The sequence below is a fragment of the Streptococcus sp. HMSC034E12 genome, from assembly GCF_001835915.1.
Lineage (GTDB): Bacteria > Bacillota > Bacilli > Lactobacillales > Streptococcaceae > Streptococcus > Streptococcus vaginalis.
On record NZ_KV826441.1, the window covers coordinates 83,634 to 107,473 of the forward strand.

The 23,840-nt window shown below is 39.1% G+C and carries 26 protein-coding genes, 1 tRNA gene and 5 pseudogenes; 1 reads left to right on the top strand and 31 read right to left on the bottom strand.

Annotated elements, in window-relative coordinates; all coding sequences use genetic code 11:
• Positions 1 to 26 precede the first annotated feature (26 nt).
• The 21 genes and pseudogenes from HMPREF2574_RS05825 to HMPREF2574_RS05925 form a co-directional block, all read right to left on the bottom strand.
• Positions 27 to 2,255 carry a DNA internalization-related competence protein ComEC/Rec2 gene (locus tag HMPREF2574_RS05825; protein WP_070812286.1) on the bottom strand — a complete coding sequence of 743 codons (2,229 nt, stop codon included), beginning with the start codon at positions 2,253 to 2,255 and terminating at the stop codon, positions 27 to 29.
• A complete protein-coding gene (locus HMPREF2574_RS05830) occupies positions 2,239 to 2,943 on the bottom strand; it encodes a helix-hairpin-helix domain-containing protein (protein WP_024051601.1) in 705 nt (234 codons plus the stop codon). The genes HMPREF2574_RS05825 and HMPREF2574_RS05830 overlap by 17 nt, the downstream gene beginning before the upstream one ends.
• A gap of 182 nt (positions 2,944 to 3,125) precedes the next feature.
• A complete protein-coding gene (gene smpB / locus HMPREF2574_RS05835; RefSeq protein ID WP_024051602.1) occupies positions 3,126 to 3,593 on the bottom strand; it encodes an SsrA-binding protein SmpB in 468 nt (155 codons plus the stop codon).
• Positions 3,556 to 5,895 (bottom strand): ribonuclease R, encoded by a 2,340-nt coding sequence (gene rnr / locus HMPREF2574_RS05840; RefSeq protein ID WP_024051603.1) that lies wholly within the window; start codon positions 5,893 to 5,895, stop codon positions 3,556 to 3,558. Before rnr ends, smpB begins: the two co-directional genes overlap by 38 nt.
• A gap of 91 nt (positions 5,896 to 5,986) precedes the next feature.
• Complete coding sequence (gene secG, locus HMPREF2574_RS05845; protein WP_003024744.1) at positions 5,987 to 6,220, bottom strand: preprotein translocase subunit SecG; 234 nt, start codon at positions 6,218 to 6,220, stop codon at positions 5,987 to 5,989.
• A 39-nt stretch (positions 6,221 to 6,259) separates the two neighbouring features.
• The gene (gene rpmG / locus HMPREF2574_RS10205; RefSeq protein ID WP_003024746.1) at positions 6,260 to 6,409 is read right to left on the bottom strand and encodes a 50S ribosomal protein L33; all 150 of its coding nucleotides are present in this window, start codon (positions 6,407 to 6,409) and stop codon (positions 6,260 to 6,262) included.
• A complete protein-coding gene (locus tag HMPREF2574_RS05850; RefSeq protein WP_171021860.1) occupies positions 6,393 to 7,598 on the bottom strand; it encodes a multidrug efflux MFS transporter in 1,206 nt (401 codons plus the stop codon). Before HMPREF2574_RS05850 ends, rpmG begins: the two co-directional genes overlap by 17 nt.
• A 258-nt stretch (positions 7,599 to 7,856) precedes the next feature.
• Positions 7,857 to 8,360 carry a zinc-binding dehydrogenase gene (locus tag HMPREF2574_RS05855; protein ID WP_306806739.1) on the bottom strand — a complete coding sequence of 168 codons (504 nt, stop codon included), beginning with the start codon at positions 8,358 to 8,360 and terminating at the stop codon, positions 7,857 to 7,859.
• Positions 8,245 to 8,820, bottom strand: coding sequence for an alcohol dehydrogenase catalytic domain-containing protein (locus HMPREF2574_RS05860; RefSeq protein ID WP_070812288.1), 576 nt, complete (start codon positions 8,818 to 8,820; stop codon positions 8,245 to 8,247). The genes HMPREF2574_RS05855 and HMPREF2574_RS05860 overlap by 116 nt, the downstream gene beginning before the upstream one ends.
• Positions 8,798 to 9,409: a dephospho-CoA kinase gene (gene coaE / locus HMPREF2574_RS05865; RefSeq protein ID WP_024051606.1), complete on the bottom strand. Its 612-nt coding sequence runs from the start codon at positions 9,407 to 9,409 to the stop codon at positions 8,798 to 8,800. Before coaE ends, HMPREF2574_RS05860 begins: the two co-directional genes overlap by 23 nt.
• A 3-nt stretch (positions 9,410 to 9,412) precedes the next feature.
• Positions 9,413 to 10,237 (bottom strand): DNA-formamidopyrimidine glycosylase, encoded by an 825-nt coding sequence (mutM, locus tag HMPREF2574_RS05870; RefSeq protein ID WP_070672573.1) that lies wholly within the window; start codon positions 10,235 to 10,237, stop codon positions 9,413 to 9,415.
• Positions 10,238 to 10,244: 7 nt separating this feature from the next.
• Positions 10,245 to 10,688, bottom strand: coding sequence for a GNAT family N-acetyltransferase (locus tag HMPREF2574_RS05875; RefSeq protein WP_042753932.1), 444 nt, complete (start codon positions 10,686 to 10,688; stop codon positions 10,245 to 10,247).
• Positions 10,689 to 10,696: 8 nt separating this feature from the next.
• Positions 10,697 to 11,221 (bottom strand): annotated as a pseudogene (locus HMPREF2574_RS05880) (DUF664 domain-containing protein).
• A gap of 59 nt (positions 11,222 to 11,280) precedes the next feature.
• The gene (locus HMPREF2574_RS05885) at positions 11,281 to 11,745 is read right to left on the bottom strand and encodes an NUDIX hydrolase (RefSeq protein WP_070812289.1); all 465 of its coding nucleotides are present in this window, start codon (positions 11,743 to 11,745) and stop codon (positions 11,281 to 11,283) included.
• Positions 11,746 to 11,747: 2 nt separating this feature from the next.
• Positions 11,748 to 12,524: pseudogene (locus HMPREF2574_RS10890) on the bottom strand (alpha/beta fold hydrolase).
• Positions 12,525 to 12,536: 12 nt separating this feature from the next.
• A complete protein-coding gene (era, locus tag HMPREF2574_RS05900) occupies positions 12,537 to 13,436 on the bottom strand; it encodes a GTPase Era (RefSeq protein WP_070241659.1) in 900 nt (299 codons plus the stop codon).
• Positions 13,437 to 13,503: 67 nt separating this feature from the next.
• On the bottom strand, positions 13,504 to 13,908 hold the full coding sequence (locus HMPREF2574_RS05905; protein WP_024051615.1) for a diacylglycerol kinase family protein: 405 nt from the start codon (positions 13,906 to 13,908) through the stop codon (positions 13,504 to 13,506).
• Positions 13,889 to 14,386, bottom strand: a complete 498-nt coding sequence (gene ybeY / locus HMPREF2574_RS05910; protein ID WP_003024775.1) for an rRNA maturation RNase YbeY — start codon at positions 14,384 to 14,386, stop codon at positions 13,889 to 13,891. The genes HMPREF2574_RS05905 and ybeY overlap by 20 nt, the downstream gene beginning before the upstream one ends.
• Before the next feature lie 117 nt (positions 14,387 to 14,503).
• Positions 14,504 to 15,103, bottom strand: a pseudogene (locus HMPREF2574_RS05915) (ABC transporter ATP-binding protein); the annotation flags it as partial.
• A 135-nt stretch (positions 15,104 to 15,238) separates the two neighbouring features.
• Positions 15,239 to 15,311: transfer RNA gene (locus HMPREF2574_RS05920), tRNA-Thr, on the bottom strand.
• A 141-nt stretch (positions 15,312 to 15,452) separates the two neighbouring features.
• The gene (locus HMPREF2574_RS05925; protein ID WP_070812291.1) at positions 15,453 to 16,022 is read right to left on the bottom strand and encodes a GNAT family N-acetyltransferase; all 570 of its coding nucleotides are present in this window, start codon (positions 16,020 to 16,022) and stop codon (positions 15,453 to 15,455) included.
• Positions 16,023 to 16,153: 131 nt separating this feature from the next.
• On the opposite strand from HMPREF2574_RS05925, the pseudogene ald reads away from it, so the two are divergent.
• Positions 16,154 to 17,283 (top strand): annotated as a pseudogene (gene ald / locus HMPREF2574_RS05930) (alanine dehydrogenase).
• A 300-nt stretch (positions 17,284 to 17,583) separates the two neighbouring features.
• On the opposite strand, the gene HMPREF2574_RS05935 reads toward ald, so the two are convergent.
• The 10 genes and pseudogenes from HMPREF2574_RS05935 to HMPREF2574_RS10665 all read right to left on the bottom strand — a co-directional run.
• A complete protein-coding gene (locus HMPREF2574_RS05935; RefSeq protein WP_070812292.1) occupies positions 17,584 to 17,910 on the bottom strand; it encodes a TfoX/Sxy family protein in 327 nt (108 codons plus the stop codon).
• A gap of 2 nt (positions 17,911 to 17,912) precedes the next feature.
• A pseudogene (locus HMPREF2574_RS10210) lies at positions 17,913 to 18,287 on the bottom strand (GNAT family N-acetyltransferase).
• A gap of 127 nt (positions 18,288 to 18,414) precedes the next feature.
• Complete coding sequence (locus tag HMPREF2574_RS05940; protein WP_024051625.1) at positions 18,415 to 19,479, bottom strand: PhoH family protein; 1,065 nt, start codon at positions 19,477 to 19,479, stop codon at positions 18,415 to 18,417.
• A 76-nt stretch (positions 19,480 to 19,555) separates the two neighbouring features.
• Entirely contained in the window at positions 19,556 to 19,771 is a 216-nt protein-coding gene (locus HMPREF2574_RS05945) for a YozE family protein (protein ID WP_024051626.1), read from the bottom strand.
• The gene (locus HMPREF2574_RS05950; RefSeq protein WP_070812293.1) at positions 19,768 to 21,297 is read right to left on the bottom strand and encodes a glycosyltransferase family protein; all 1,530 of its coding nucleotides are present in this window, start codon (positions 21,295 to 21,297) and stop codon (positions 19,768 to 19,770) included. Before HMPREF2574_RS05950 ends, HMPREF2574_RS05945 begins: the two co-directional genes overlap by 4 nt.
• 77 nt (positions 21,298 to 21,374) lie before the next feature.
• A complete protein-coding gene (locus HMPREF2574_RS05955; RefSeq protein ID WP_003035663.1) occupies positions 21,375 to 21,830 on the bottom strand; it encodes an ASCH domain-containing protein in 456 nt (151 codons plus the stop codon).
• 5 nt (positions 21,831 to 21,835) lie between these two features.
• A complete protein-coding gene (gene pyrE / locus HMPREF2574_RS05960) occupies positions 21,836 to 22,465 on the bottom strand; it encodes an orotate phosphoribosyltransferase (protein WP_024051629.1) in 630 nt (209 codons plus the stop codon).
• Between the two features lie 10 nt (positions 22,466 to 22,475).
• Positions 22,476 to 22,802 carry an inorganic pyrophosphatase gene (locus HMPREF2574_RS05965; protein ID WP_070812294.1) on the bottom strand — a complete coding sequence of 109 codons (327 nt, stop codon included), beginning with the start codon at positions 22,800 to 22,802 and terminating at the stop codon, positions 22,476 to 22,478.
• Entirely contained in the window at positions 22,795 to 23,490 is a 696-nt protein-coding gene (gene pyrF, locus HMPREF2574_RS05970) for an orotidine-5'-phosphate decarboxylase (RefSeq protein ID WP_003035645.1), read from the bottom strand. Before pyrF ends, HMPREF2574_RS05965 begins: the two co-directional genes overlap by 8 nt.
• Positions 23,491 to 23,641: 151 nt before the next feature.
• A partial coding sequence (locus tag HMPREF2574_RS10665) for a hypothetical protein (RefSeq protein WP_218970105.1) occupies positions 23,642 to 23,840 on the bottom strand: 199 nt, incomplete at its 5' end.

Consider the following 23,840-nt stretch of genomic DNA (forward strand, 5'->3'; position numbering starts at 1 on the left):
AACGGAAATTAATTTTTAGAGAACAATTACTTGACCATCTCTAATCGCCAGTTTGTCCACCCTGAAAATTTAACTGCCCCTTGTTCATCTGTCCGATAGACTTTAGCAGGCAATTGTGCAAATCGCTCTATTGTATCTTGACTAGGTTGCTTAGATTGATTATTTTTCTCAACAGAAATGAGCGCAACCGTTGGTTCTATTTGTTGCAAAAATTTTGAACTTGATGAGTCCTTGGCTTCATGCTGTCCGACTTTCAAAACATCTGTTTTCAACTTTGGATAATGCTGCATTAACTTTGCTTCGCCCTCTTCTTTCAAGTCGCTTGCAAATAAAAATCTTGTACGGAAAAACTGACCATATAAAACGATCGAATGGTCGTTCTTGCTAACACCCGAAAGAACTTGCAAATGATGATCAAAAATAGGAAGTTTGTCGCCTTGTTTTACAACATGAATGAATGTGTTTAGTTTCCTTAATTTCTCTAGAAAATCTGCATTGCTTAGACTACTTCTGGAAATATAAATTTTTTTTATTGCAAACTTTTTAGCAACTCCTAATACATCTCCTGCATAATCTGGATTAGGAGTTGTTAAGACTAAAGTATCAATCGTATCTACACCACGACTTTTTAGATAAGGAATCAAAGTTTTTTCTGCATTTGAGCTAATTGCTCGTTTTTGCCAAGCTTCTTTTGTTCTAATTTCCTCACGTCCGCCAACATCAATCAATACATTTTTTCCTTTCCAGTCTCTCAGAAAAATACTATCTCCTTGCCCGACATCCACCATTGTGATCTCGTTTTGCAAAGGAAATTTATTTATGAAAAAGAGTAATGAAAGAAACAGACTAAGAAATATTACCCATTTTTTATTTTTTCTAACATCATACAAAATAGCCAGTACAAGCAGCATAACAATCAGCAAAAGCGGACTAGGCTGCCCAAAAACGATTGGTTTACCAAAGACACTTGCTATCCAACGAATACTATTTTCTAAACCTTCAAATAGAAAATTGACTTGAGTCAACTTTATCAAAGGCGAAAAAAGAAAAATTAACGTCAAGCCTGGCAACATCATTGCATCAAAAATCAGTGAAAAAACAAATGTCAACAAAATAGACCAAGGTTGAAATTCGCCAAAGTAAAAGATTAGAATCGGTAAAATACCAAGTGAAATAACGCTACTCTCTACAACAACTTTTCGCCAAGAAGCCAGACCTTCAAAATCTATCACACTAATGACAAAAGCATAGACACAGGAGAGAACTCCTCCTGCCGACAAAAGAAAGGACGGCATAATCAAGGACAATATCATCATCGTTAAAGCAAAATTATCTAACTTAGTGATACCATGTTGCGATAATAATTTCTGAACTAAGCTCCGTACAACGGATACTGAAAATCCAGTCATTCCCGCATAAAAGAAAGAAAATGGATATTGGCATTTACGAACCATTTCTTGTGTGAACCCCAGCCTTAACAGTAACTTGCGAAATCCCTCCATAAAAAAGCCAACTTGCATGCCAGACAGCGCAAATAAATGAATAATTCCCAAGCTAGAATAAAGATTGCTCATTTCGTCAAAGTCTGTATCCAAGGCGCCAAATAAGAGCCCCGTCATATAATTACTCATCGGATTTGGAAAATGGTTCTTGATAAATACCAGTGCCTTTCTTCGCCAGCTAGAGAGCCACTCCAAAGGGTGCAAGCTGATTCTATCTTGGCTCGATAAAATGGTATCTACTTTTAAAATTCGATAAATCCCTTGAGTTTTTAAATAAGATTGGTAATCAAAACCAGCAAAATTACGCTTCTTCTCAGGAATTTCAAAATCTCCTTCAACGGTCAACGCAACCAAACTAGAGAGATTTTGAAAAGCCAACTGCTCTTCCTTTGATTTCAATTTGTGGTAAACTTGATAAGTCTGCCTATTAGCTTTACCACGAAAAGAAAGCGAATCTCCATTTACCTTAATCGTGTCAGGTAGAACTGCCACTTGTTTTATGGGAGAAGGTTCTGCTTTTGTTTGCTGCTCTGCTAGTTCCCTACGAATAAAGAAAAAACTAGCAAAACAAGAGAGGATCATGAAGGTCATGAAACATTCTTTCGGTGAATAAAAGCGAAAAAGACGAATTACCAGAAAGATAAAACCCAACCAGCCTAACCAGCTACTTGGATAGATTGCAAAATATAACCAGACAAGTAAGAAAGCAATGTAAATCGGCTTAATCGGAAATTTTTTAATCCACTGTGACATATTCTTTCAATTTTTCTAGTGTTTTAGCGCCTACTCCTGATACATTTTTCAAGTCATCAACGGAATTAAATTTCCCGTTTGCCTCACGATAATCTAAAATATCTTGCGCACGTTTTTGACCAATACCAGAAATGGTCTGCAGCTCAGATAAATCAGCTGTATTTAGATTGACCTTATTTCCTTTTTGCGATGCGACTTCACTAGTTCCTGACGTTGAAGATTGTCCTGTATTACTTGAAACACTCGCCGCATTCTCACCCATAGTTGCCACATAAACAACAGCTTCATCCGTTAGTTTCTGCGCCAAATTGATAGACTTGCTGTCAGCGTCTGTCGTTAAACCACCTGCTTTTTGAATCGCATCATTGATACGGCTAGTCTTTTTCAGTTGATAAATACCTGGATTTTTGACTGCACCCTTGACATCTACGGTTAAAAATTCTGATTCTTCACTTGAACTCGTTTGAGGCTCTGCTTTTTCTTTCTGTGAGTTTTTCTTCGTTCCAGTTGAAATTTCTTCTGATTCTGCCCCCGAACTCGTAACTGTTTCCTGTGCGAGCTCTGCTACATTTGATTGTCTACTAGATTGAACATTTATCATAAAAAATCCTGCTATTATCAAACCAATCAAACTTAAACCAATCAAAATTTTATACTCTTTCATCTTTTCAATGATTGTCTCTAACATCTTTCCTCCTAAGTTGAATGAAAATTTGCTTTATCTATTTATTCGTAAAACAAATAAAAAAGCTGAAAAAAATTTCTCAGCTTTTGCCATGTTAGAAAAGGGTTTTTGATAAAGATTGACCAATCAACTACCTCGAACTACTAAAAAATCGGAAACAACTTCCGATTTTGACATCTTGTATATTATCTCACATTATAAGCCTTCATTGTCCGAGCAATGTCTCTATTTTGCTCACGAAGTTTAATGGATTCACGCTTGTCATAGTCGTGTTTCCCTTTAGCCAATCCTAAAAGTAACTTGGCATAACCGTCCTTAAGATAAACTTTGAGGGGAACCAAAGTCATTCCAGTTCCTTTGGTTTCCTGCTCTAATTTCTGGATTTGCTTTTTATGCAATAGCAATTTTCTCCTACGTTCGGGATCTTGATTCCAAATATTTCCTTCTTCATAAGGAGCTATATGGACATTACTGAGCCAGACTTCTCCATTTTTGATTTGAGCAAAGCCGTCTTTTAGGTTAATTCGTGCAGTGCGTACGCTTTTAATTTCAGTTCCAGTTAAAACCATGCCCGCTTCAATCGTATCAACAATCGTATAGTCGTGACGCGCTTTCTTATTTTGAGCGACGACCTTTCCTTCTCCCTTTGCCATTCTTGCTTCCTTTCTTAGCCATTTCTTTATAAAACGGTTTCTTACTCTTATTTTTCTTTGATTTCTTATCCTTAGAAATGATTCCTTTTGAAGATTTGCTCTTTCGCTCTCCGTCACCGCGATAAGACTGTTGACGTCCGTCTTGCTTGAACTTGGAGTGTTTTTTCTTTTCAATTACATCATATTCACTAGGTAGGTATTCAAAGTCAATCTCTCCCGTAGCCTTATCAGCCCGAACTAGCTTAATGTGAATCTGTTGACCGACACGGAAAACAACACCTGACTTTTCACCCTGTAAAGTTAGATTGCGTTCATTGTAGTGGAAAAATTCTGGCAGGTTGGTTACATGAATCAAACCTTCAACTGTGTTTGTAAGTTCAACAAAAAGACCGAATTTAACAACGCTTGACACAATACCATCAAATTCTTCTCCCACAAATTCTTCCATAAACTCAGCCTTTTTCATAGCTTCTACTTCTCGCTCTGCTTCAATAGCTCGCCGTTCCCTGCTGGAAGACTGACTGGCAATATCTGGAATGACTTGTTCAAAATGCTCTGCTATTTCTTTAGAATGCCCATAATCGCGCACCATACGGTGAACCAAAAGGTCTGGATAACGGCGAATCGGACTAGTAAAGTGAGTATAAAACTCGGCTGCCAAACCATAATGACCGCGGTTGTGCTCTGAGTAACGAGCCTGCTGCATGGAGCGCAAAAGCATCATAGACAGCACTTCCTCATAAGGCTGACTGTGGACTGCTTTCATAATATCCTGAAGGGCAGATTGGCTCATAGAATTAGCAGTTCCGTAAACCCGAACGCCAAAAGTAGAAGCATAGTCAATAAACTTCTGTACTTTTTCAGCCTTAGGTTCTTCGTGGATTCGATAAATAAAGGGCAGGTTTAACGTAGCAAAATGCTCCGCCACTGTTTCATTGGCGACTAGCATAAAGGACTCAATCATACGCTCCGCAAGTCCACGCTGGCGCAAAACAATATCTACTGGACGCCCGGTCTTATTGACCAAAATTTTAGCTTCTTTCGTATCAAAATTAAGAGCTCCACGTTTGTATCGCATCCGATCAAGAATTGTATGAAGTTCCACCATTACTTCAACACTCGGTAAAATCGCTTTAAAAGCTGCTCGTTTTTCCTCATCTCCTGCAATCATGTCATTCACATCGCTATAGGTCATACGAAAAGTAGTTTTAATGATTGTTTGAGTAATAGTATGCTTGATAACTTGACCTTTTTGGTCAATCTCCATGATAGCCGATTGCGTCAGCCGATCTACATTAGGATTAAGCGAGCAGATGCCATTGGACAGGCGCTCAGGTAGCATCGGTATTACACGGTCAGTCACATAAACCGATGTCGCTCGGTTGAGGGCTTCCTTGTCCAACTCAGATCCTTCTTTGACATAGTAAGAAACATCTGCAATGTGAACTCCTAGTTCAAAATGCCCGTTTTCCAGCTTCTTGATATGAACTGCATCATCCAAATCTTTCGCATCCGCCCCGTCAATGGTAAAGGTAATTTCATTACGCAGATCTAAACGTCCTTCAAAATCTTTTTCAGACAGCGCCTCTGGAATCGCTGATGCTTCCTTCAAAACTCTTTCTGGAAACTCAGACACAATATCCATGGACTCCAAAACTTCCAGAACATCAATTCCTGGATCATCCTTATGACCGACCACATCTAAAACATTAGCTACAAAAAAGTCATGCTTTTTAGTTGGATATTTATCAATCTCTACTTTTAAAATCTCTGTTCCATCCAAAATCAAAGCAGGCTTCTTAATATAAATAGGTTGACTGATTTTCTGATTTTTTGACCGAATATAGCCAGCATACTTAGGCTTCTCTTCATCTAAGATAAGCTGACCCACTGCTGTTTTCAAGCTGTGTTCCAAAACATCAATAACCTTGGCTTCAGCAGATGTTCCCTTGCTGCGATCTGCAACCTTAGTGATTGCAACTTCTACCGTATCACCATCAATCGCATAGTTGACATCATTGCGACCAATAAAAAGATCATCCTCTTCTTCATTTAAGGTAACAAAACCAAAGCCATTTTTATGGGCGTGAAAGATTCCTTTCAAGGTAAGCATTTGCTTTTCTTTGCGAAGCTGGATTTTCCCTGCATCGCTAAAGGCCAGCTGACGTTTTCGCTCCATTTCAGAAATCGTTTTGACTAGGTTTCTAAAGTCTTTCGCCTTTTCTTTCCCTAATCCCTGCGCCAGTTCATCCATACTAGCTTCTTTTTTTTCTCTTAAATAGCTTAAAATTTCTTCTTTCATTCTTTCCTTTTTTCTTATGTTTTCTAAACTTTAAGTCGCCTTTACTCATCTACTACAGAAAAAATAGGCAAAGACAAAGTCAGAGCCCATTTTATTTACTAGATAAGATTGTCAGCATTAATGCAATCAACAACCAAAAGAAAACCATCACTCCCGTCAAACGCTGCATAACTGCTTCAAATCCTCTGGCTTTTGGTCGTTCAAACAAATCACCCGCACTTGCGTCAAATACATTACTTGATTGATTTTTGGTTGGTTGCATAAAAATTGCAATTAAAATAAATACTGATAAAATCAATAAAATGGTTAATAATAAATTATACATATCAAACTCCTTAAAATCTCATCTATTCTACCATAAAATTTATTTTGATTCAAGATGTAAGGTCACTTTTCTTTCTTTGGGACAGTATTTTAATACCTCAACCTTTTCTGGATGTGTTTTCATATTTTTACTCGTTAAATAATTCTGACTGCCGCAAGAAGAACACTTTAAATTAATTTTTACTCGCACTGATTTCCTTTGCTCCTAAATATTTTCTAAAACTAAACAATAAAAAGAAGAGGTTCAATAAAGCTAAACCTGCTGTGCTATAGAAAACCCAATGATAGCCAAAATGAACAGAAATAGCTGACCCCATTAACGGTCCAATAACGCCACCAATATAAAAGAAGGTTTGATTGTAACTGAAAATCCGTGAAATACCTTCTTGGGGAGTAATTTTATTGAGCAGAGAGCTAACTCCAGGCAAAAGCGCACCCGTCCCCAGACCAAACAGAAAACGATAAATTCCCAATTCAAGTGGCGTACCAGCCCTCGCACAGAAAATATAAATTACAAAACTATACAAAAGAGCCAGCAGAAGCAAACGGTGATTTCCCATTTTATCTCCTAATTTTCCCAGCCAACTAGATGAAAATATGCTTGAAATGCCCATTGCTGAAACGATTGCACCAGATACCAATAACAAATTTTCTTTTTGTCCTAAAGAGCGGATATAAAGTGTCAAAATAGGGGAAATGGACTGTCCAATCATCTGAATCACCATGCTAGTAATGAACAAACCAAAAAGGATTGATTTTTGAGGAATTCGCTGAAATAGTTGCTTGGTCGAAACTTCTTTTCCTTTAGAGACAGGATGAAAATCTTCTTTTATCCCAAAAATGGTCCACAAAGTAACAACAAACAAGAAAAATCCAACCAAAAGGAAAACATTTCTCATTCCCAAACTTTGAGCTACCATTCCTCCTAAGAGTGGTCCCATCAGAGTCCCCGCTACGACACCTGTTGACAATGTTCCCAAGGCATATCCAGAATGTTTTTTGGGTGCTTGGCTGGCAATCAAAGCCGTGCTATTCGGTACATAACCAGAAAACACTCCATTTAACAGTCTCAATACAATGAGCCAAAATACATTCGGTACAAAAGCCAAGCCTCCCATCGTAAAGGTCATTGCAAAAGCTGCCCTAATCATCATTGGTTTGCGACCGTACCTATCAGCTAAACTTCCCCAGACAGGCGACAAAAGTGCGGCTGTCAAAGCTGTACTCGAAACCGCCAAGCCTGAATAAAATTCAACCATAGAGCCTCTGGCGCCTAATTCTTCCACGTACAAAGACATAAAAGGAACAACTAGTGACAGGCTAGCACCTATAAAAAAGTTCCCCAGCCAAGCAATCCATAAATTCCGTTTCCAATTCACTTGATTCTTAATAAAATCATCTTCTTTCCAACTTGTTTATAACACAGAATAATAAACATCACTCTGCCTTTTTAATTCTTCTGAAGATCCTAGTTGTGCATTTTTAATAATGATTTTCCCAGCCAGTCTTTAAAAATTTTTTATAATCAATGTTCAATTGACACAATTCTTATCCTTTGTCATTAACCAATAATCAATCTATTAAACTACTTTGAGCATCATCTGAATGATAGCCTATCTAATATAGGGTTGTCTATACTAAAAATGCATTCTTAAAGCAATCTTTCCTTGGGGGTGTTCGTTCATCACATATTGGATGGATTGTGAAACCTGAGTAATGGGATAGACCTTATCAATGAAAGGTTTGATTTCTTTCTTTATCACTAACATCTGCATTTCATTATAATAAGCTGCTCTTGGTTTTAGAAAGTAACTAAAATAGCGAACCCTTTTTGAAAAGAAAGATTGCAAGAATGAAGCAGGCAGATAGCTCGCTCCTACACCTACTAGAATACCATCTTTTTTCAAATGTGCCTTTAGTATCTTCAAATCAACATGTCCATTAACGGCTAAAATGAGATCATCCTTTCCTGCTGCTTTCTCAAAGTCATCATGTTGATAATCAATGACTCTATCACATCCCAAATCAGTTGCCATCTTCAAATTGCGCTGGCCGCATACACCGGTTATAGATGCTCCTAAAGCTTTGGCGTAACACACTAAAAGGTGCCCTACACCGCCCGAAGCACCATAAATTAACACTCTGACCAGACTGCAATTGCCCTGTACATAAAGCGCCTATGGCTGTCTTAGAGGCACTAGCTAAAACAGCTGCTTCTTCATATGAGAGGTAGCTTGGTTTAAGTACAGTCTGCTTTTCTTCCAGTAAAGCATATTCAGCCCAAGCTCCGAAAGCCATGAAACCTAATGTTTGACCAAAGACCTCATCTCCTTTTTTAAAGTTTTGAACTTGTTCTCCAACTGCTTCGACCTGCCCTGAAACTTCACCTCCCAAAATTTTTCCTTTACCTCCAAAAAGAAGGGTTGTTCGAGCAAACAAAGACAGTTTTTTCCCTTTAAAGCGCTCATAGTCAACATTATTTAGAGAAGAATAGTTTACTTTCACTAGAATCTGGTGTTCCTTAGGAATGGGGCGTTTTATCTCTTTTACTTCAAAAGCATTCCCCAAATCGCCTCCTCTATAAACCATTGCTTTCATCATTTCTTAATCTCCTAAGCTTCTTATCAATCTGTTCTATCAGCTCTTCTAAATTGCCATCATTCTTGATTACAAAATCTGCATAAGGAACTTTATCCTCCAGCTTCATCTGACTGGCAAGGCGTTGCTGCGCTTCTTCTTGTGAATAGCCATTTCGTGCCTTCAGCCGCTTGATTTGTGTCTCTGGATTCACGTAAACCAGCCAAACCTCATCAAACCAGTCTGCATAATCCTGCTCAAATAAGAGCGGAATATCCATAAAGAAAGTCTCCTCAGTCTTAGCCAGTTGGTCGCGTCGATTGGCTAACTCTTGCCGAATGATATCATTTTGTAGCTGGGAAGATTTCGCTAAATTTTCTTGGCTAGAAAAAATGAGCTGAGATAGTTTAGGACGCTCAAGCTCACCTGCTTCGTTCAAGATAGCAGACCCTAGCCAGCTGACCAATGCTTGATAGAGTTTACCGCCTTTCGCCTGCAATTCATGAACCACCTGATCCGCATCAATGACCTGATAGCCCTTTTGCCTGAGATAATTTGTGACTGTCGATTTGCCAGAAGCAATACCGCCTGTAATTCCGATTATTTTTGCCATGTCCTACCTCATTTTTTGACAATATGGACAAAGGTGAGTTCCACGACCAGCTAGTTTGATTTTTTCAATTTCGTGACCGCATCTAGTACAAGGTTGGCCTGTTTTTCCATAGACTTGCAGGAAATCCTGCATGGTTCCGTCTTCTCCCAAAGCATTGCGGTAGGTGCGAATGGTTGAACCGCCTTTTTCAATACCTAGCTGCAAGACTGCAATAATCTGCTTGCGTAATTCCTCTGCTTCTCCAGCAGTCAAACTTTTAGCTGCTCTTGCCGGATGAATCTGCGCCCGCCATAATACTTCATCTACATAGATATTGCCAAGACCAGCTACTAAAGTTTGATCCAACAGGTAAGGTTTAATCAATTTCTTAGATTTTTTCAGAGCGGTTTCAAATGGCAGTAAATGAAAATCTGATTCAGTCGGTTCTGGTCCTAGCTTTCGCTCAGTAAAATAGGATGTTATTTGTTCTTTTCTCAACAACTCCATCGTGCCAAATTTCCGAACATCCTGATAAACGAGGCTGCTGCCATCTGTAAAATGAAAAATTACATGAGAATGCTTCGTCAACTGGACCTCTTCAGGATAGAAAAGATACTTTCCTTCCATGCGCAAATGCGAAATCAGCACCCAATTCGTCAAATAAAAAATCAGATACTTGCCCCGACGCCCAACAGCATCAATGCTTTGCCCCGGTAATTCTAAGACAAAAGGATCTGCCCCCGTTCCAATCATCTTGGCATAACGGACATCTACCTTTTCAATCTCTTTTCCTTTAACCAGCCGCTCTAAACCACGGCGTACCGTTTCTACTTCTGGTAATTCGGGCATAAAATCTTTATCCTTTCTTATCCAAATGTAACATATAATGAACAGTTCGACTTATTTCTTCAAATTCCGCACTCTTGTGAAAAGCTTGACTGACTGCATTGTCCATATCACAATCTGAAGCTAGCTGGTACACTCCTTTTTCTTTCGCCCACGACTGTGCAAACTCTAGAAGTTGATGAGCGATGCCATTTCTTTGAAAAGCAGGTGCTACCGCTATGCCTTCAATATATGCGATAGGAAGTTGCTCTGCTCCTTCCACATACTCCGAACGCATAGATAAGCTGATCCAAGCAACGGCTTCTCCCTCTAAGTAGTATAAAAATTCATTAGGAAATTTGCCTTCAGAAAATGCTGCTAGTAATTTCTTTTTCTCTATCTTCCAAGCTAAATGAGCAAAGTAAGCCCAGTCAGCTAGTTGAGATTTTTCGACCGCTCGAATTTCCCCTACCATTATCTTTTTCACTCTTCTCTTCCTAGCAGGCGGTGAGCATAGATTGCCTGACCTGAATGCATAGCAGCATCGTCAATGATCGATACTAAACGATTCCCACGTTTAATAGCTGGAGTCCAATTCTCATCAACAACATCGTCCAAACTGTCTTCATTCACCTCTGATAAATAAGCAATTGTTGCCGCAACCGCATCAGACAGATAGTCTTTGAGCAACTCAATATCTGTCACCACAACTTTATGCGCTTCTTGAGGAGTATGGTGCCAATCTTCCGTATCATCTGGCAAATCCAAGGCAAACTTTTTCTTCCAACCTTTAGAGAACCAGACTGGCTCGGTCTTAGCTAAATCAGCAATCTGAAAATCCAGCTCCCGCGCCGTATGCCAAGTCAACTAAGTCACAGACTTAATGGACGGAACTGTATCCGCAACCGGAAAAGCATTCGCTTCTTCCACAGATAAATTAGCCAGAACCGATAAAAAACGCTCCTCGGCTCGTTCCACATTTTCCACTAAAAGATTTACAAATTCCATTGCCCTACCTCCTTAAAAAATAAATTAATCACGGATTATATGTCAATCTCAACTCAATGTCACATCGCAAAGTTGTCATCAAAATACTCAGCTAACATCAGGCGATGCTTACTACTCACAGATTCTAAATTCTCAATTTCTTCCTTAGAAAAGAAACGCAGGCGTAGAGTTTCTTCATTGTGAAAATCTGCAATATTCACTGATGAAATCGCCGCCAGCTCATAGATGAAGACATCCGTCTGCACCGCATCACCATTCGGATAAACTTCCTCGAAATTACTGTAAACATTGAGAAAACGAGTAGCTTCTACTTCAATGCCAGTTTCTTCAAAAAATTCACGCTTAGCAGTATCAAGAGTGGATTCGCCAAGCTCCATTGCACCGCCTGGAATAGACCATGTTTTCTTATCCCCGCGTAGTTGCAACAGCACGCGTCCCTCGTCATCTGCTAAAATACCGCCAGCAAAGGTCAGAATAACCTTGTCATGCCCAACCTTTGAGCGAATGTAGGAAATGTAGTCCATATTTAGAAACCTTTTAATTTATCTGGAAATGCTCCGTCTTGAAAAAAGTAGCGGAGTAATTGTATATGCGTGTCAATATCACTAAACAGCCACGCATGCCCTTTATTTGGATAATAGGCACGATCACTCAATCTGTTTTTTCTTACCAATTCTTTATGAGATTCATGAATTGACTTCGATTCTTTACCGCCCGAAACAAAGAAAACAGGATTGTCGAAATTTGCAGTAATCCTCAGCAGATTTGCCTGTAACATTGCTCGGCGAAAAGACTTAGCAGAAGCCCTTTGCAAATCCATTATGAACTAACGATAGCTCTCTTCAGGTACACCATCTTTCTGCATCATTTTTGCCATAAGGTTGCCCATTAGCTTAGTGTTTTTTAATAACGACATGATGTAAACACCGGCAATGACTTTGCGGTAGCCTTTTATAGGGTGGTGACAGGCAACGTCAACAATCGCTCTATCAAATAAATCAGCATGTTTTTCCAACAATTTAAGAACGAGACCGCCTCCCAACGATAGTCCAACAAGGTGCGGCTTGCCGTGAACCCTGTTTTTGATAATATCAGCAATCATTTCTGTAACATCATTAAAATTTGTCCACTCAATGTCGCGGCTAGAAGCAGGTCCAGGCAAATCAACAGCTATACAGTGAAAATCATTTTTTAACTCAGCGATATGATGTGCCCACATCTGACTGCTAGAACCAGACGCATGCAAAAGGACAATACTTTTATCATTTTGGTGACCTTTTTCTGCGACAAATAACGACCTCATCTTCCTCAGCCTCTAATACTCCTTTTTGTTATATCCAAAATCTGCCAAGTCTAGCTTTTTGTCCCGCCAGTTTTTCTTGACTTTAACCCAAGTTTCAAGAAAGACTTTATCACCTAGCATGAGTTCAATGTCGCGGCGTGCTAAAGAGCCGATTTTCTTAAGCATAGAGCCGCCTTTACCGATGATAATGCCCTTTTGACTGTCTCTTTCCACCATAATGGTAGCGCGGATATGCACTTTGTCAGTCTCCTCATCCCGCTTCATACTGTCAATGACCACCGCCACCGAATGCGGAATTTCTTCACGTGTCAGCAATAAAACCTTTTCCCGAATCATCTCAGAAACCAAAAAACGCTCAGGGTGGTCGGTAATCTGGTCAGCTGGGAAATATTGGAAACCTTCCTCTAATTTTTCACTTAAAATATCAACTAGATGCGAAACATTATTGCCTTGAAGAGCAGAAATTGGCACAACTTCCTTAAAGTCCATCTGCTTGCGGTAATCATCAATCTGACTCAGCAGCTGATCCGGGTGTACTTTATCAATTTTATTGATAACCAGAATAACAGGAACTTTAGCCACTTTTAAACGCTCCATAATCATATCATCACCCTTACCGCGTTTTTCATCGGCAGAAACCATAAAAAGAACTGTATCCACTTCACGCAACGTGCTGTAAGCGGATTCCACCATAAAGTCGCCCAAGGCAGTCTTTGGCTTATGAATCCCTGGCGTATCAATAAAGACAATCTGCTCCTGATCTGTCGTGTAAATTCCCATAATCTTGTTACGAGTCGTCTGAGCCTTATCACTCATGATAGCAATCTTTTGCCCCATAACATGATTTAAAAAAGTAGACTTTCCAACATTTGGACGTCCTAAAATAGCAACAAATCCTGATTTAAAGGTCATTTTTCACCTCGTTTATTCCTTATTAGTCTAATATAAGAAAATCGGAAAGGATTCTCCGATTTTCATGTTAAAAAAGTAAATTCCAAATTTTCGGAACGAAAATAATCAATCCTGTTATAACCGCAAAACCCGAAACAACCAAAACAGCTCCTGCTGCCATATCCTTGGCATTTTTAGCTCGCATGGAAAAGTGATAATCACTAGCTAAATCTACCACATTTTCAATAGCAGAGTTCATAATCTCAAAAGAAATGACTAGAAAAATACTCAAAAAGAGAAAGAGCCACTCTATCGCAGATACCCGAAAAAACAATCCTGCAAGCACGACCGCAACTGCTGAAACAGCATGATTGCGCATATTGCGCTCTTCTTTGATTGCTGTAAAAATCCCTGTCAGAGCAAATTCTAAACTCGAAATCACATCTCGATTTTTCCATTTGCGTTTATTTGTATTATTGTCTTGTAAGTCCATAAGCAGTCAAAATTTCTTCCTGTAAACCAAACATTTCCGCCTCTTCTTCCGGCGTATAGTGATCGTATCCATTGATATGCAGAAAACCATGTACTGCAAGAAAACCCATTTCCCGCTCAAAGCTGTGACCATATTCTTCTGCTTGTTCACGCGCCTTATCTATGGAAATAAAGAGCTCTCCGATATAGGCATCAAAATCCTCTAACATTTCCGCCAGCTCAGGATTTTCTAGTAAATCCTCCTCGTCAATGGCAATGTCCAGCTCAGGCTTGTACTCCAAGCTGATAACATCTGTCGGACGATCTGTATTTCGATATTCCAAATTCAGCTCATGGCTGCGCTCGTTTGTAACAAATGTCACTGCCATTTCTTTTTCTTCTTTGCCAATCTTTTTAGCAGCAAATTCCAGTATATCATGTGTTTGCTTGATGATTTCTTCTGAAACTTGCCCTGTCTCGTCGACCATTTCTATATACATATTACACCTACTTTATTAGTATCACTTCATTATACCATATTTCAGATAGGAATGCCTGATTTATAAATCATTTACTATTTCGTTCTGCTCTTTATTTCATATTTTTTCTTTCAAAACTTATACTTGTTGCTGGAGGCGGCTCATTTGCGCATAGATGCCATTTTGTTTTACCAATGTATCATGTTGCCCTCTCTCCACAATCTTTCCTTCAGAAATAACCAAAATTTGGTCTGCATCTTGAATGGTGGATAAACGGTGAGCAATGATAAAAGTCGTTCTCCCCTCCTTGACCACAGCCATTGCTTTTTGAATCAGTTCTTCGGTTTCTGTATCAATATGAGAAGTTGCTTCATCCAATATTAAAATTTGAGGATTAGCATAGAGAGCTCGAGCAAATGAAATCAGTTGACATTCACCGCTTGAAAATGCTGCCCCTTTATCCTTTACAGGCTCATCAATTCCTTCTTTACAACGAGCCAGCAAGTCCCCTGCACCGACTTTTTCTAAAGATTCCAAGACTTTTTCACGATTGATGCCTGAATGGCTCATCGCTACATTAGTTGCTAGTGTTCCTGTGAATAGATAAGGATCTTGCAAAACAATCCCCATGTGACTACGAAGACTTTCACGAGAATATTGTTGGATGTCTTGTTGATCAATATATATTTTCCCTTTTTGGGGATCGTAAAAACGATAAAGTAGGTTCATGATAGAAGTCCAAACCGACTAGGTCTGTACCAACGCTTTGACCTAAGAGAATACCATCACATATAATAGCTGGTGAATTTGATGTCTTAATATCGTCACCAATGCAAAAAAGCCCATTAAAATTGGGCTTTTTCCTGTTCCTCATGCTAATTGCCGGGATTGAACCGGCGACCTCATCCTTACCATGGATGCGCTCTGCCAACTGAGCTAAATCAGCAGTCCCTATCTACTATATCATGCAGAGAGGTACTTGTCAATAGATTTGAAAAATGTTTTCATTAAAAGAAAAAAATTTTGCTAGAACGTTCCAAAAAGAACCTAGTCACCATTGAAATTTCCTATAAATCTAACATTCACATCAGTCTTTTTCAAAATAATCTTTCTTTGTCAAACGATAATAAGCTCTCTGAGAAATTCGGCCTTCCTCGTGCTCATCGAGTGCTGCGTATGGGTCAATATGGGAAAACTTCATACCAGCCTTTTCCATAACTCGTCCTGAAGCTGGATTTTCCACATCATGGAGAGCCACCAACATATTCATATTCAAACTTTCAAAAACCAACTGGATTATTTCTTTCAAAGCTTCCGTTGCCAAGCCCTGATTCCAGTAATTCTTATGAATCACATAGCCGATAGCCGCCTTTTTGAGGACCGGATCTAGCTTGTGTAGGTCAATGCTGCCAATCAGTTTTTCATTTTCTTTTAACTCAATTCCCCAATTTCCAAGTGGTCTCCCCATAAATAAACGAGCAATAATATTTTTAGTTTCTTCCAAATCTTTATTAGGTAAAAAAGTGTAGCGAGTATTTTCTTCATCAGAGGAATATTCAAACATATCCTCAGCGTCATCTAAGGTCACAGGCCGCAAGAGCAGGCGCTCTGTTTCCAAAGTTCGGTTTTCAGCTAGCTTTAGATAAATACTTTCTATCTTGAATGAACCTCCTTTTTTGTCTCATAGCATAACATAAATATTCACCGAAATCAATGTTTTTTGATTTCGCTTTGATTTTTAAAGCGTTTTCATATACAATAAAAACATCTCAAAAAAGGATTAAATCTATGTTAATCGGTATTCCAAAAGAAATTAAAAACAATGAGAATCGTGTTGCTTTAACACCAGCTGGCGTTCATAGTCTTGTCCAAAAAGGTCATCAGGTTTTAGTTGAAACCAAAGCCTGCCTTGGTTCTGGATTTACAGATGCCGACTATAAAGCACAGGGAGCGACAGTTGTTGCAACTGCAGCCGAAGCTTGGGTGGCTAATCTAGTTGTCAAAGTCAAAGAGCCCTTAGCTACTGAATACGGCTTCTTACGTGATGACCTCTTGCTTTTCACTTATCTGCACATGGCTGCTGCACCTGAATTATCCGATGCGATGATTGTGGGCAAAACAACAGGGATTGCTTACGAAACCGTTCGTGACCAAGAAAAAAACTCCCTCTGCTCGTTCCTATGAGTGAGGTCGCAGGGAGAATGGCTGTGCAGATTGGAGATCACTTTTTAACCAAACAAGGAGGTGGTTCTGGTGTACTACTGGGCGGTGTTCCAGGTGTTCCTAAAGGAAAAGTCACTATCATTGGAGGGGGCGTTGTTGGAACACACGCAGCTCGCATCGCTTTAGGACTGGGAGCGCATGTCACTATTCTTGATATCAGCGCTAAACGACTGTCAGAACTAGAAGACCTTTTTGGTCATCAAATCCAGACCCTTATGTCTAATTCTTTCAATATTGCTGAAAGTGTCAAAGAGGCCGATGTAGTGATTGGAGCAGTATTAATCCCTGGTGCCAAAGCTCCCAAGCTCGTTACTGATGAAATGGTCAGTAAAATGCGATCTGGATCTGTTATTGTAGATGTAGCTGTTGACCAAGGTGGAGTTGTTGCAACTGCTGATCGTGTAACCACTCACGATGAACCTGTCTATGAAAAACATGGTGTACTTCACTATGCCGTTGCAACATCCCAGGTGCTGTTGCCCGTACATCAACTCTTGCCCTTACAAATGTAACACTTCCTTACAAATGTAACACTTCCTTACATTGAAGATTTGGCTGACAAAGGTTTTGAACAAGCTATAGCAGATGATTTGGGGCTACAACAAGGAGTGACTACTTATAAAGGTTATCTCACTAGCCGACCCGTCGCAGAATGGCTTAATCGTGACTACACCGATATCAATGATTTAGTATAAATTTTGAAAAGAAAAGGGTGACTTCGCAAGTCCTACCCACTATGCTTTGTGTCATCAGCTACTGCATCGTTGGTTTATTGTACTGTATACTTTGCAACTGGAGACTTTCATTCCAGACTCAATTGTTCATAAGAAACTCTAAATTGAATAAAGTCAACAGAGTTTCGCTCAACCACTGCGTCTTGTAATGACAACTATATAAACCAAAGGAAGCTGAGCTCTTTCGTCCCAGCTTCTTTTTATATATAAAGTTTTGCCCGTGCAAAGACAGGACCTTAGCAGGCTTCTTTTTTGCTTCGTTTACCTTTGCTTTTTCTTTTTAGGTTTGGGTGTTGGCAGTTGATCATACATAGCTAAAATCAGGTCTTCTAGAAACATCTTATTATCAAGGTCTTCCACTAAAATCATTTCTTTGGCACCTTCGTATGGAAACTCAAAAGAAGGTTGGTCAATCTTATCTAAGACTGCTTGCACGGGTTTAACTAAAAAGCGATTGTCATAAATGCCGCCAATAATCTTGCCACGGAAGTAAAGAATATACTCCCCCATCATGGAACGGTAAGTCACATCATCTAATCCTGATAATTGCTCCAAAATAAATTCCAAATAGTTCTTACTTGATGTCATTTCTAATCTCCTAAGCTCTGTTCAACGATAACAACCGTATAGAGTTCTTGCTTAACCTCGCATCCAATTGGTTTAAAGCCCTGCTTTTCCCAAAAATGCTGAGATTAAAGATTTCCCTTAACATAAGCTAAACGTGCTTTTCGAAAGTTCTTAACAAAATAAGCTAGTGCTTCTGTCACAATCTGACTGCCAATCCTTTCCTCTGATAGGCTTGTTCAACCATAAACAAACCAATAAAAACAGTCTCCTCATCAGGATATGCCTGGTGGACAATGCTGAAAATACAGAGGATTGCTTTCATATAAAGATAAAATACTTGGGATATCCTTTTCGGTTAGTATCCTACATCTGTAATGCTTAGATAGTTGGTCAATTATTTTTTAATTCTTACTTTCTGTGTCCTGTGATCATGACATAGGAAGATGCATTGATAGTCATCAGTCACGTAGCAGATTCTTTTGCAAGCGTACTTCCTCAAAATCAGTCGTGTGAAACTTGTCCAGATTAGCCAAGAGATATTCCTTCATCATCTTCCGACTCCTTGACTGGCTCGCTGACAATTTTGGAATTGGTCAAACTTGATTTTTCTTCTTTAGAAAAATGATGATGCGCCATTTCAGTAGAATGTTCATAAGCTTGGATAATCTCTGCAACCACAGGATGACGCACAACGTCCTTGGCTGATAAGTAAACGAAATCAATTTGCTTGATATTTTTCAATTTCTCTGTCGCATCAATGAGACCTGATTTATTATTCTTTGGCAAGTCAATCTGGCTAATATCCCCATTGACAATCATCTTGGAATTAAAACCAAGTCGTGTTAGAAACATCTTCATCTGCATAATGGTTGTATTTTGCGCTTCATCTAAGATGACAAAGGCGTCATCCAATGTTCGTCCACGCATATAAGCCAAAGGAGCTATCTCAATGATTTCTCGCTCCATAAGACGCGTTGTTTGATCCTTACCTAAAATCTGATACAATGCATCATAAACAGGCCGCAAATAAGGATCCACCTTTTCCTTTAAATCCCCTGGTAGAAATCCTAGGCTCTCGCCCGCTTCTACTGCCGGACGAGTCAAAATAATTCGCTTGACCTGACCGCGTTTGAGTGCTGTCACTGCCAAGGTCACCGCTAAGAAGGTTTTTCCTGTCCCTGCCGGTCCAATCCCAAAGACAACATCATGATTCTTAATGCTATCAACATAGATTTTTTGCCCTAAGGTCTTGACACGAATGGGCTTGCCATAAGAATCTTTGATAATTTCTTCCTCATACAGAGCCACAAACTTATCAATTTCACCATTTTTGACCATTGTAATAGCCGTCACTACATCTGGTGTCCCAATCGTCATCCCGCGATTCACCAAAACTAGCAGAGCTTGAATAACCTGACGAGTCTCCTCACAAGCTACTTCGCTACCGATAATCTGGACAATCTCCGTCCTTGCATGAATTGTTACCTGCAACTCCTGTTCCATTAAACGCAAGTGACGTTCATTGGAACCAAAAAGATGAAAAGCATCATCCGGATGCTGTAAGGTAATTTCTACTGAATGTTCTTGCAAATAAAGAACCTCTTTCTTCACATTATTTACTATTATTATAGCAAAGTAACTCGGAAAATTCTATCATTTCTCCGAACTAATGAGCCTGATAGTCTTCCCAAATCGCATCAAAATCGCTAAGATTAAAGCAAAAGTCAGCATGTTCTTCCAGATAACGACTAACTTCATCAAAATCATCCGTGTGCTTAGGGAAATTTGTTTCATGAAACACCAAGTCTGCTAAAATCGCCTTCGGTGCTTTGCTTTTGGGATTGCGCTCCGTCATCAACCAAGTGTAAAACGATTTTCTCATTTTATCTTTTCTCCTTTCTTACTTTTTAACCAATCCGGTAAATATTTAGTCAATCCTAATGCAGACAATATGATGATTTGCGGTAAAAATTGTATTAAATACCGCGTCTTTCCACCTTCAAAAATGAGCAAAAACAACAAACCACCAAAGACTGCAAGACTGAGCATATTGAGTTTATCATCTGCACGATATTTCCACAAGGCAAAAACAAGACCCAGACTCATCACAATCCAAATAACCTGCTTCACAATCTCATAATACCGATACTCATTCTTATCGACACTCAGAAAATAAGTTCTGATAAACTGCGCCACAGGATTCTTTTTTGTATAAGGATAAAGAGGAGAAATATAGGGCGTTTTTTCATATTCCACATCTCGATACAACCAGCCTAGAGTTCCTTCTAAAACAGTTAATGAATGCTTATAGTAAAGATGATTGAGAAATCCAAAAAACGAATACTCTTTTAAACGTCGTTTGATTTCTTTTTTTACATTTTCTTGCTTAAACATTCCATTATTATACTGTTCTCTCTGATCCACATCAATGTATTGAAGCAAACCCTCTTTCATGTCTTCTTGATCGTGTCCAATAAAAGTCAACCCTAAGTCAATAAAGAGCAGAGGACTTTTAGACAATCCTTTCTCTTGTATCAATGTCACTTCTGTTTGTGTCGCTTTCAGATAGTTTCCGCCGATAGAAGTTACGCCAAACGATAGGAGAAAGGTGAAAAAGATTAAGATAAATTTCTTCCATTCCTTTTTGAACAACAGCACCATAAAACCCGCCATAATAATAATCAACACAGTTGGTCGTATCAGCACTGCAAGCCCACTTATCAAACCTAATCCGATTGTCTTTATGAAGAGTACCCTCTTATCCTGCCATCGAAGCCCAAATAAATCAAAAAGTAAGAATATTTGTAAAGCAATGAGCGGAAGAGGCCATATATCCGTGTACATCGAATAAAAATAAGGTGAAAAGCCAACTAGCAAGACATGCAAACTAAATGTCACATCAGCAGCAGACTCACTCACATATTTTTTCATTCCCTTGTACAAAATGAGTGCCGTTATATCGTCATAAAATATATTTAATCCCTGCAAAATCCATAAAGCTGAGCTTCCAAAGATATTATAAAAAAAGCGCTCATACAAAAAGAGAAACAAGTTATTAGGATTGCGTGTCAAATAACTGGAAATAGAAGTCTCTTTTGAGTACTTGAAAGCACCATTGAAAACAACTGCTGCATCTCGCCGAATCAGCAACTGAGCAGACAAAAGCATTGCTAACTGAAATATAATTACCGCTATCATAATAGCAACTTTGTGCTTCATCAGGTAGTGGTAGCATTTTTTTACATTTTCTAGATAACGATATGCCAGAAACGCTAGTATCGCCACCCCAATCAAAGCCAGATTAGAAATTGTCCCTAGATGAATAATCACAGTAAAAAACCAGTGCAAACCAATCAATAACATAATTTTTTGCAAAGCTGAAAAGAAAAAAGAATACATTTTTAGCATAGGGATATTATAACAAAATCTACAGTGTTTCGCTATTTAAAAAAACAACAATCGTCAGATTGCTGCTTAACGTCTAATTACTTGCTACGTCCGTTTTCTTCATTGTCTAAAAGATAATCTTCTAAGACAGTAAAAATTTCTGTAACAACCAAACCAGACTCTGAAAATTCTAATCCTTCTTCTGGCAAGGTTTTACGCCAATAATCACCAAAAATAGTCTGCCAATCTCTTAAACTGCGATTGCCTTCTCCTTCTAAAAAAGCTTCTTCTGCTGTCACTTGATGAAAGGGACGGACAAGAACTTCTTTAGTCACCATGACCAAGGCTCGACTAGGATTCTCCATTCTATCTAGCATGATGGAGACTTCTCCAACTTTAGGTAACGATTCCTTGTCTTTTTCATACTCTTCAAACCAAGAACTTGTCGCTTGCTTGACTCCTCTCAATGTTAAATCATATAAGTTTGGAAACTCATCTGGATGTGCCCAAACTTCTGCCCGAGGATACTTCCTACTTAGTTCTATTAGATTCATCTTTCTTATCCCTGCCAATTTTCTTGGTCATGTTTAAATTTCTCAAGTAGAGCCAATCCTTCTGCTGAAACATAACCTTCTTGTTCTGCCAGATTGATCAATTCAGTGTAGTTAGATAAGGTTACTAATTTCACACCTGCATCTGAAAAATTCTTTTCTGCTCTAGGTAATTCATAAGTGAAAATAGCCACCACTCCAATGACATCTGCACCTTCTCGCTTTGCTGCAGCAACGGCATCCAAAACAGAACCACCAGTTGAAATCAAATCCTCAACCACGACCATTTTTTGACCTGATTTTACCCGACCTTCAATCTGATTTCCAGCCCCATGATCTTTTGGTTTACTACGAATATAGGCAAAGGGCAAATTCATCTTGTCTGCAATAATAGCACCATGAGGAATACCCGCTGTCGCTGTTCCAGCAATCACTTCTACTTCTGGAAATTCAGCCTTGATTTTATCTACAAAACCACTTTCAATCAACGTTCGCGTTTCTGGATAGGCCAAGGTCACACGATTGTCTGTATAAATTGGAGACTTGATACCGCTTGCCCAAGTGAAAGGTTCTTCCGGTTTTAAGTAAACAGCCTCAATGTTCAGTAAGTCACGGGCAATATCTTTTGCTAAAGTCATGATTTCTCCTTTACAATAATTCAATAGTGGAAACAAAATATTGTTCCCAAAAACGTGTTTTTTCTTTAATGTCCTCTAAGGCCACATTCTCATTTGTAGAGGTCAGTACCCACTTATCCTCCACATCATTTTGTCGATGAATAACAGCAGTCAATTCTCCTTCAAAAGATTCCAAAGGTTCTCGTATTTTTTCCGAAATGATATAAACATCTTGTTCTTCGCTGTCTCCAGCAAATAAATCCGGAATATAACCATAGTTGATAGGATAACAATTGCCAAAGTTGTCTTTGTAACCTATTGGTCTGTCAATGATTGCTCGATACATTTTTCTAACCATTCACCCATTCCGCCTTTATAGCTCGGTAAGCAGCTACTGGATCAGTTGCTCGTGTGATTGGACGCCCAACCACAATGTAATCACTACCAATTTGATGAGCTTCTTGCGGCGTCATAACCCGTTTTTGATCCCCGATTTCAGAACCAGCTGGTCGAATACCTGGAGTGACGCACAGAAAATCTTCTGATGTTGCGGCTTTAATCAGCTTAACCTCCTGAGCCGAACAAACAACTCCGTCCAGTCCAGCTTCCTTAGCTTTGCAGGCATAGTTGACAACAGATTCTGAAACAGTTGTTTGGATATTTTGGCAATCCCTCATATCTTCCTCACTGGTAGAAGTCAGCTGGGTCACTGCTACCAGCTTTGCCTGATCACCTAAAACCTTCTTGGCTTCTCGCATCATTTCCACGCCACCTGCCGCATGAACCGTCACCATATCAATCCCAAAGGTTCTCAAAACTGACATGGCAGAGCGTACTGTATTTGGAATGTCGTGCAATTTCAAATCTAGGAAAATGCTGTGTCCCAAACCTTTCAGATAATGCACAATTTCCGGACCAATGGCATAGAAAAATTCCATACCGATTTTGACATATAACTTTTCGTCTTCTGGAAAATGCTCTAAAAACTCCTTGACATCATCAAATGACGGAAAATCAAGGGCAATAATAGGACGTTCTTCACGCATGGATTCTTCTCCTTTTTATAGGCTTTTCGCCATTTTTAACCTTTTGACAGAATCTCTAGCTCTGCCACCTTTCAATACTGACTATACTACATCAAACGGTGAAGTTGCTTAGTAGCACTAGCTAATCATCAATAGCTCTAAATTTGCCTTATTACGAGCTATAGAAAAACCTTGCCCGAGGCAAGGTTACACGAAAATTGGCAGTAACTGCCATTTTAACCGTATCTTCCTTAGTAGCCTCTCTGGACTTCTTTAAAGGTTTTATTTTAATTATTTTATAATTTACTTTATCTCTTGTCAAGCAAAATATCAAACTAGAATGTGGTAAACTTTTGTAGAAAAAACAATAT

Bases quoted from the DNA above. Each gene is read 5' to 3' on its own strand.
- HMPREF2574_RS05825 (WP_070812286.1), bottom strand. From the start codon at position 2,255: ATGTCACAGTGGATTAAAAAATTTCCGATTAAGCCGATTTACATTGCT.
- HMPREF2574_RS05830 (WP_024051601.1), bottom strand. From the start codon at position 2,943: ATGTTAGAGACAATCATTGAAAAGATGAAAGAGTATAAAATTTTGATT.
- smpB (WP_024051602.1), bottom strand. From the start codon at position 3,593: ATGGCAAAGGGAGAAGGAAAGGTCGTCGCTCAAAATAAGAAAGCGCGT.
- rnr (WP_024051603.1), bottom strand. From the start codon at position 5,895: ATGAAAGAAGAAATTTTAAGCTATTTAAGAGAAAAAAAAGAAGCTAGT.
- secG (WP_003024744.1), bottom strand. From the start codon at position 6,220: ATGTATAATTTATTATTAACCATTTTATTGATTTTATCAGTATTTATT.
- HMPREF2574_RS05860 (WP_070812288.1), bottom strand. From the start codon at position 8,820: ATGATGAAAGCAATGGTTTATAGAGGAGGCGATTTGGGGAATGCTTTT.
- coaE (WP_024051606.1), bottom strand. From the start codon at position 9,409: ATGGCAAAAATAATCGGAATTACAGGCGGTATTGCTTCTGGCAAATCG.
- mutM (WP_070672573.1), bottom strand. From the start codon at position 10,237: ATGCCCGAATTACCAGAAGTAGAAACGGTACGCCGTGGTTTAGAGCGG.
- HMPREF2574_RS05875 (WP_042753932.1), bottom strand. From the start codon at position 10,688: ATGGTAGGGGAAATTCGAGCGGTCGAAAAATCTCAACTAGCTGACTGG.
- HMPREF2574_RS05885 (WP_070812289.1), bottom strand. From the start codon at position 11,745: ATGGACTACATTTCCTACATTCGCTCAAAGGTTGGGCATGACAAGGTT.
- era (WP_070241659.1), bottom strand. From the start codon at position 13,436: ATGACCTTTAAATCAGGATTTGTTGCTATTTTAGGACGTCCAAATGTT.
- HMPREF2574_RS05905 (WP_024051615.1), bottom strand. From the start codon at position 13,908: ATGGACTTACAAGACAATAATACAAATAAACGCAAATGGAAAAATCGA.
- ybeY (WP_003024775.1), bottom strand. From the start codon at position 14,386: ATGTATATAGAAATGGTCGACGAGACAGGGCAAGTTTCAGAAGAAATC.
- HMPREF2574_RS05935 (WP_070812292.1), bottom strand. From the start codon at position 17,910: ATGACATCAAGTAAGAACTATTTGGAATTTATTTTGGAGCAATTATCA.
- HMPREF2574_RS05945 (WP_024051626.1), bottom strand. From the start codon at position 19,771: ATGAGAAAATCGTTTTACACTTGGTTGATGACGGAGCGCAATCCCAAA.
- HMPREF2574_RS05950 (WP_070812293.1), bottom strand. From the start codon at position 21,297: ATGCTAAAAATGTATTCTTTTTTCTTTTCAGCTTTGCAAAAAATTATG.
- HMPREF2574_RS05955 (WP_003035663.1), bottom strand. From the start codon at position 21,830: ATGAATCTAATAGAACTAAGTAGGAAGTATCCTCGGGCAGAAGTTTGG.
- pyrE (WP_024051629.1), bottom strand. From the start codon at position 22,465: ATGACTTTAGCAAAAGATATTGCCCGTGACTTACTGAACATTGAGGCT.
- HMPREF2574_RS05965 (WP_070812294.1), bottom strand. From the start codon at position 22,802: ATGGTTAGAAAAATGTATCGAGCAATCATTGACAGACCAATAGGTTAC.
- pyrF (WP_003035645.1), bottom strand. From the start codon at position 23,490: ATGCGTGAAGAACGTCCTATTATTGCCCTTGATTTTCCGTCATTTGAT.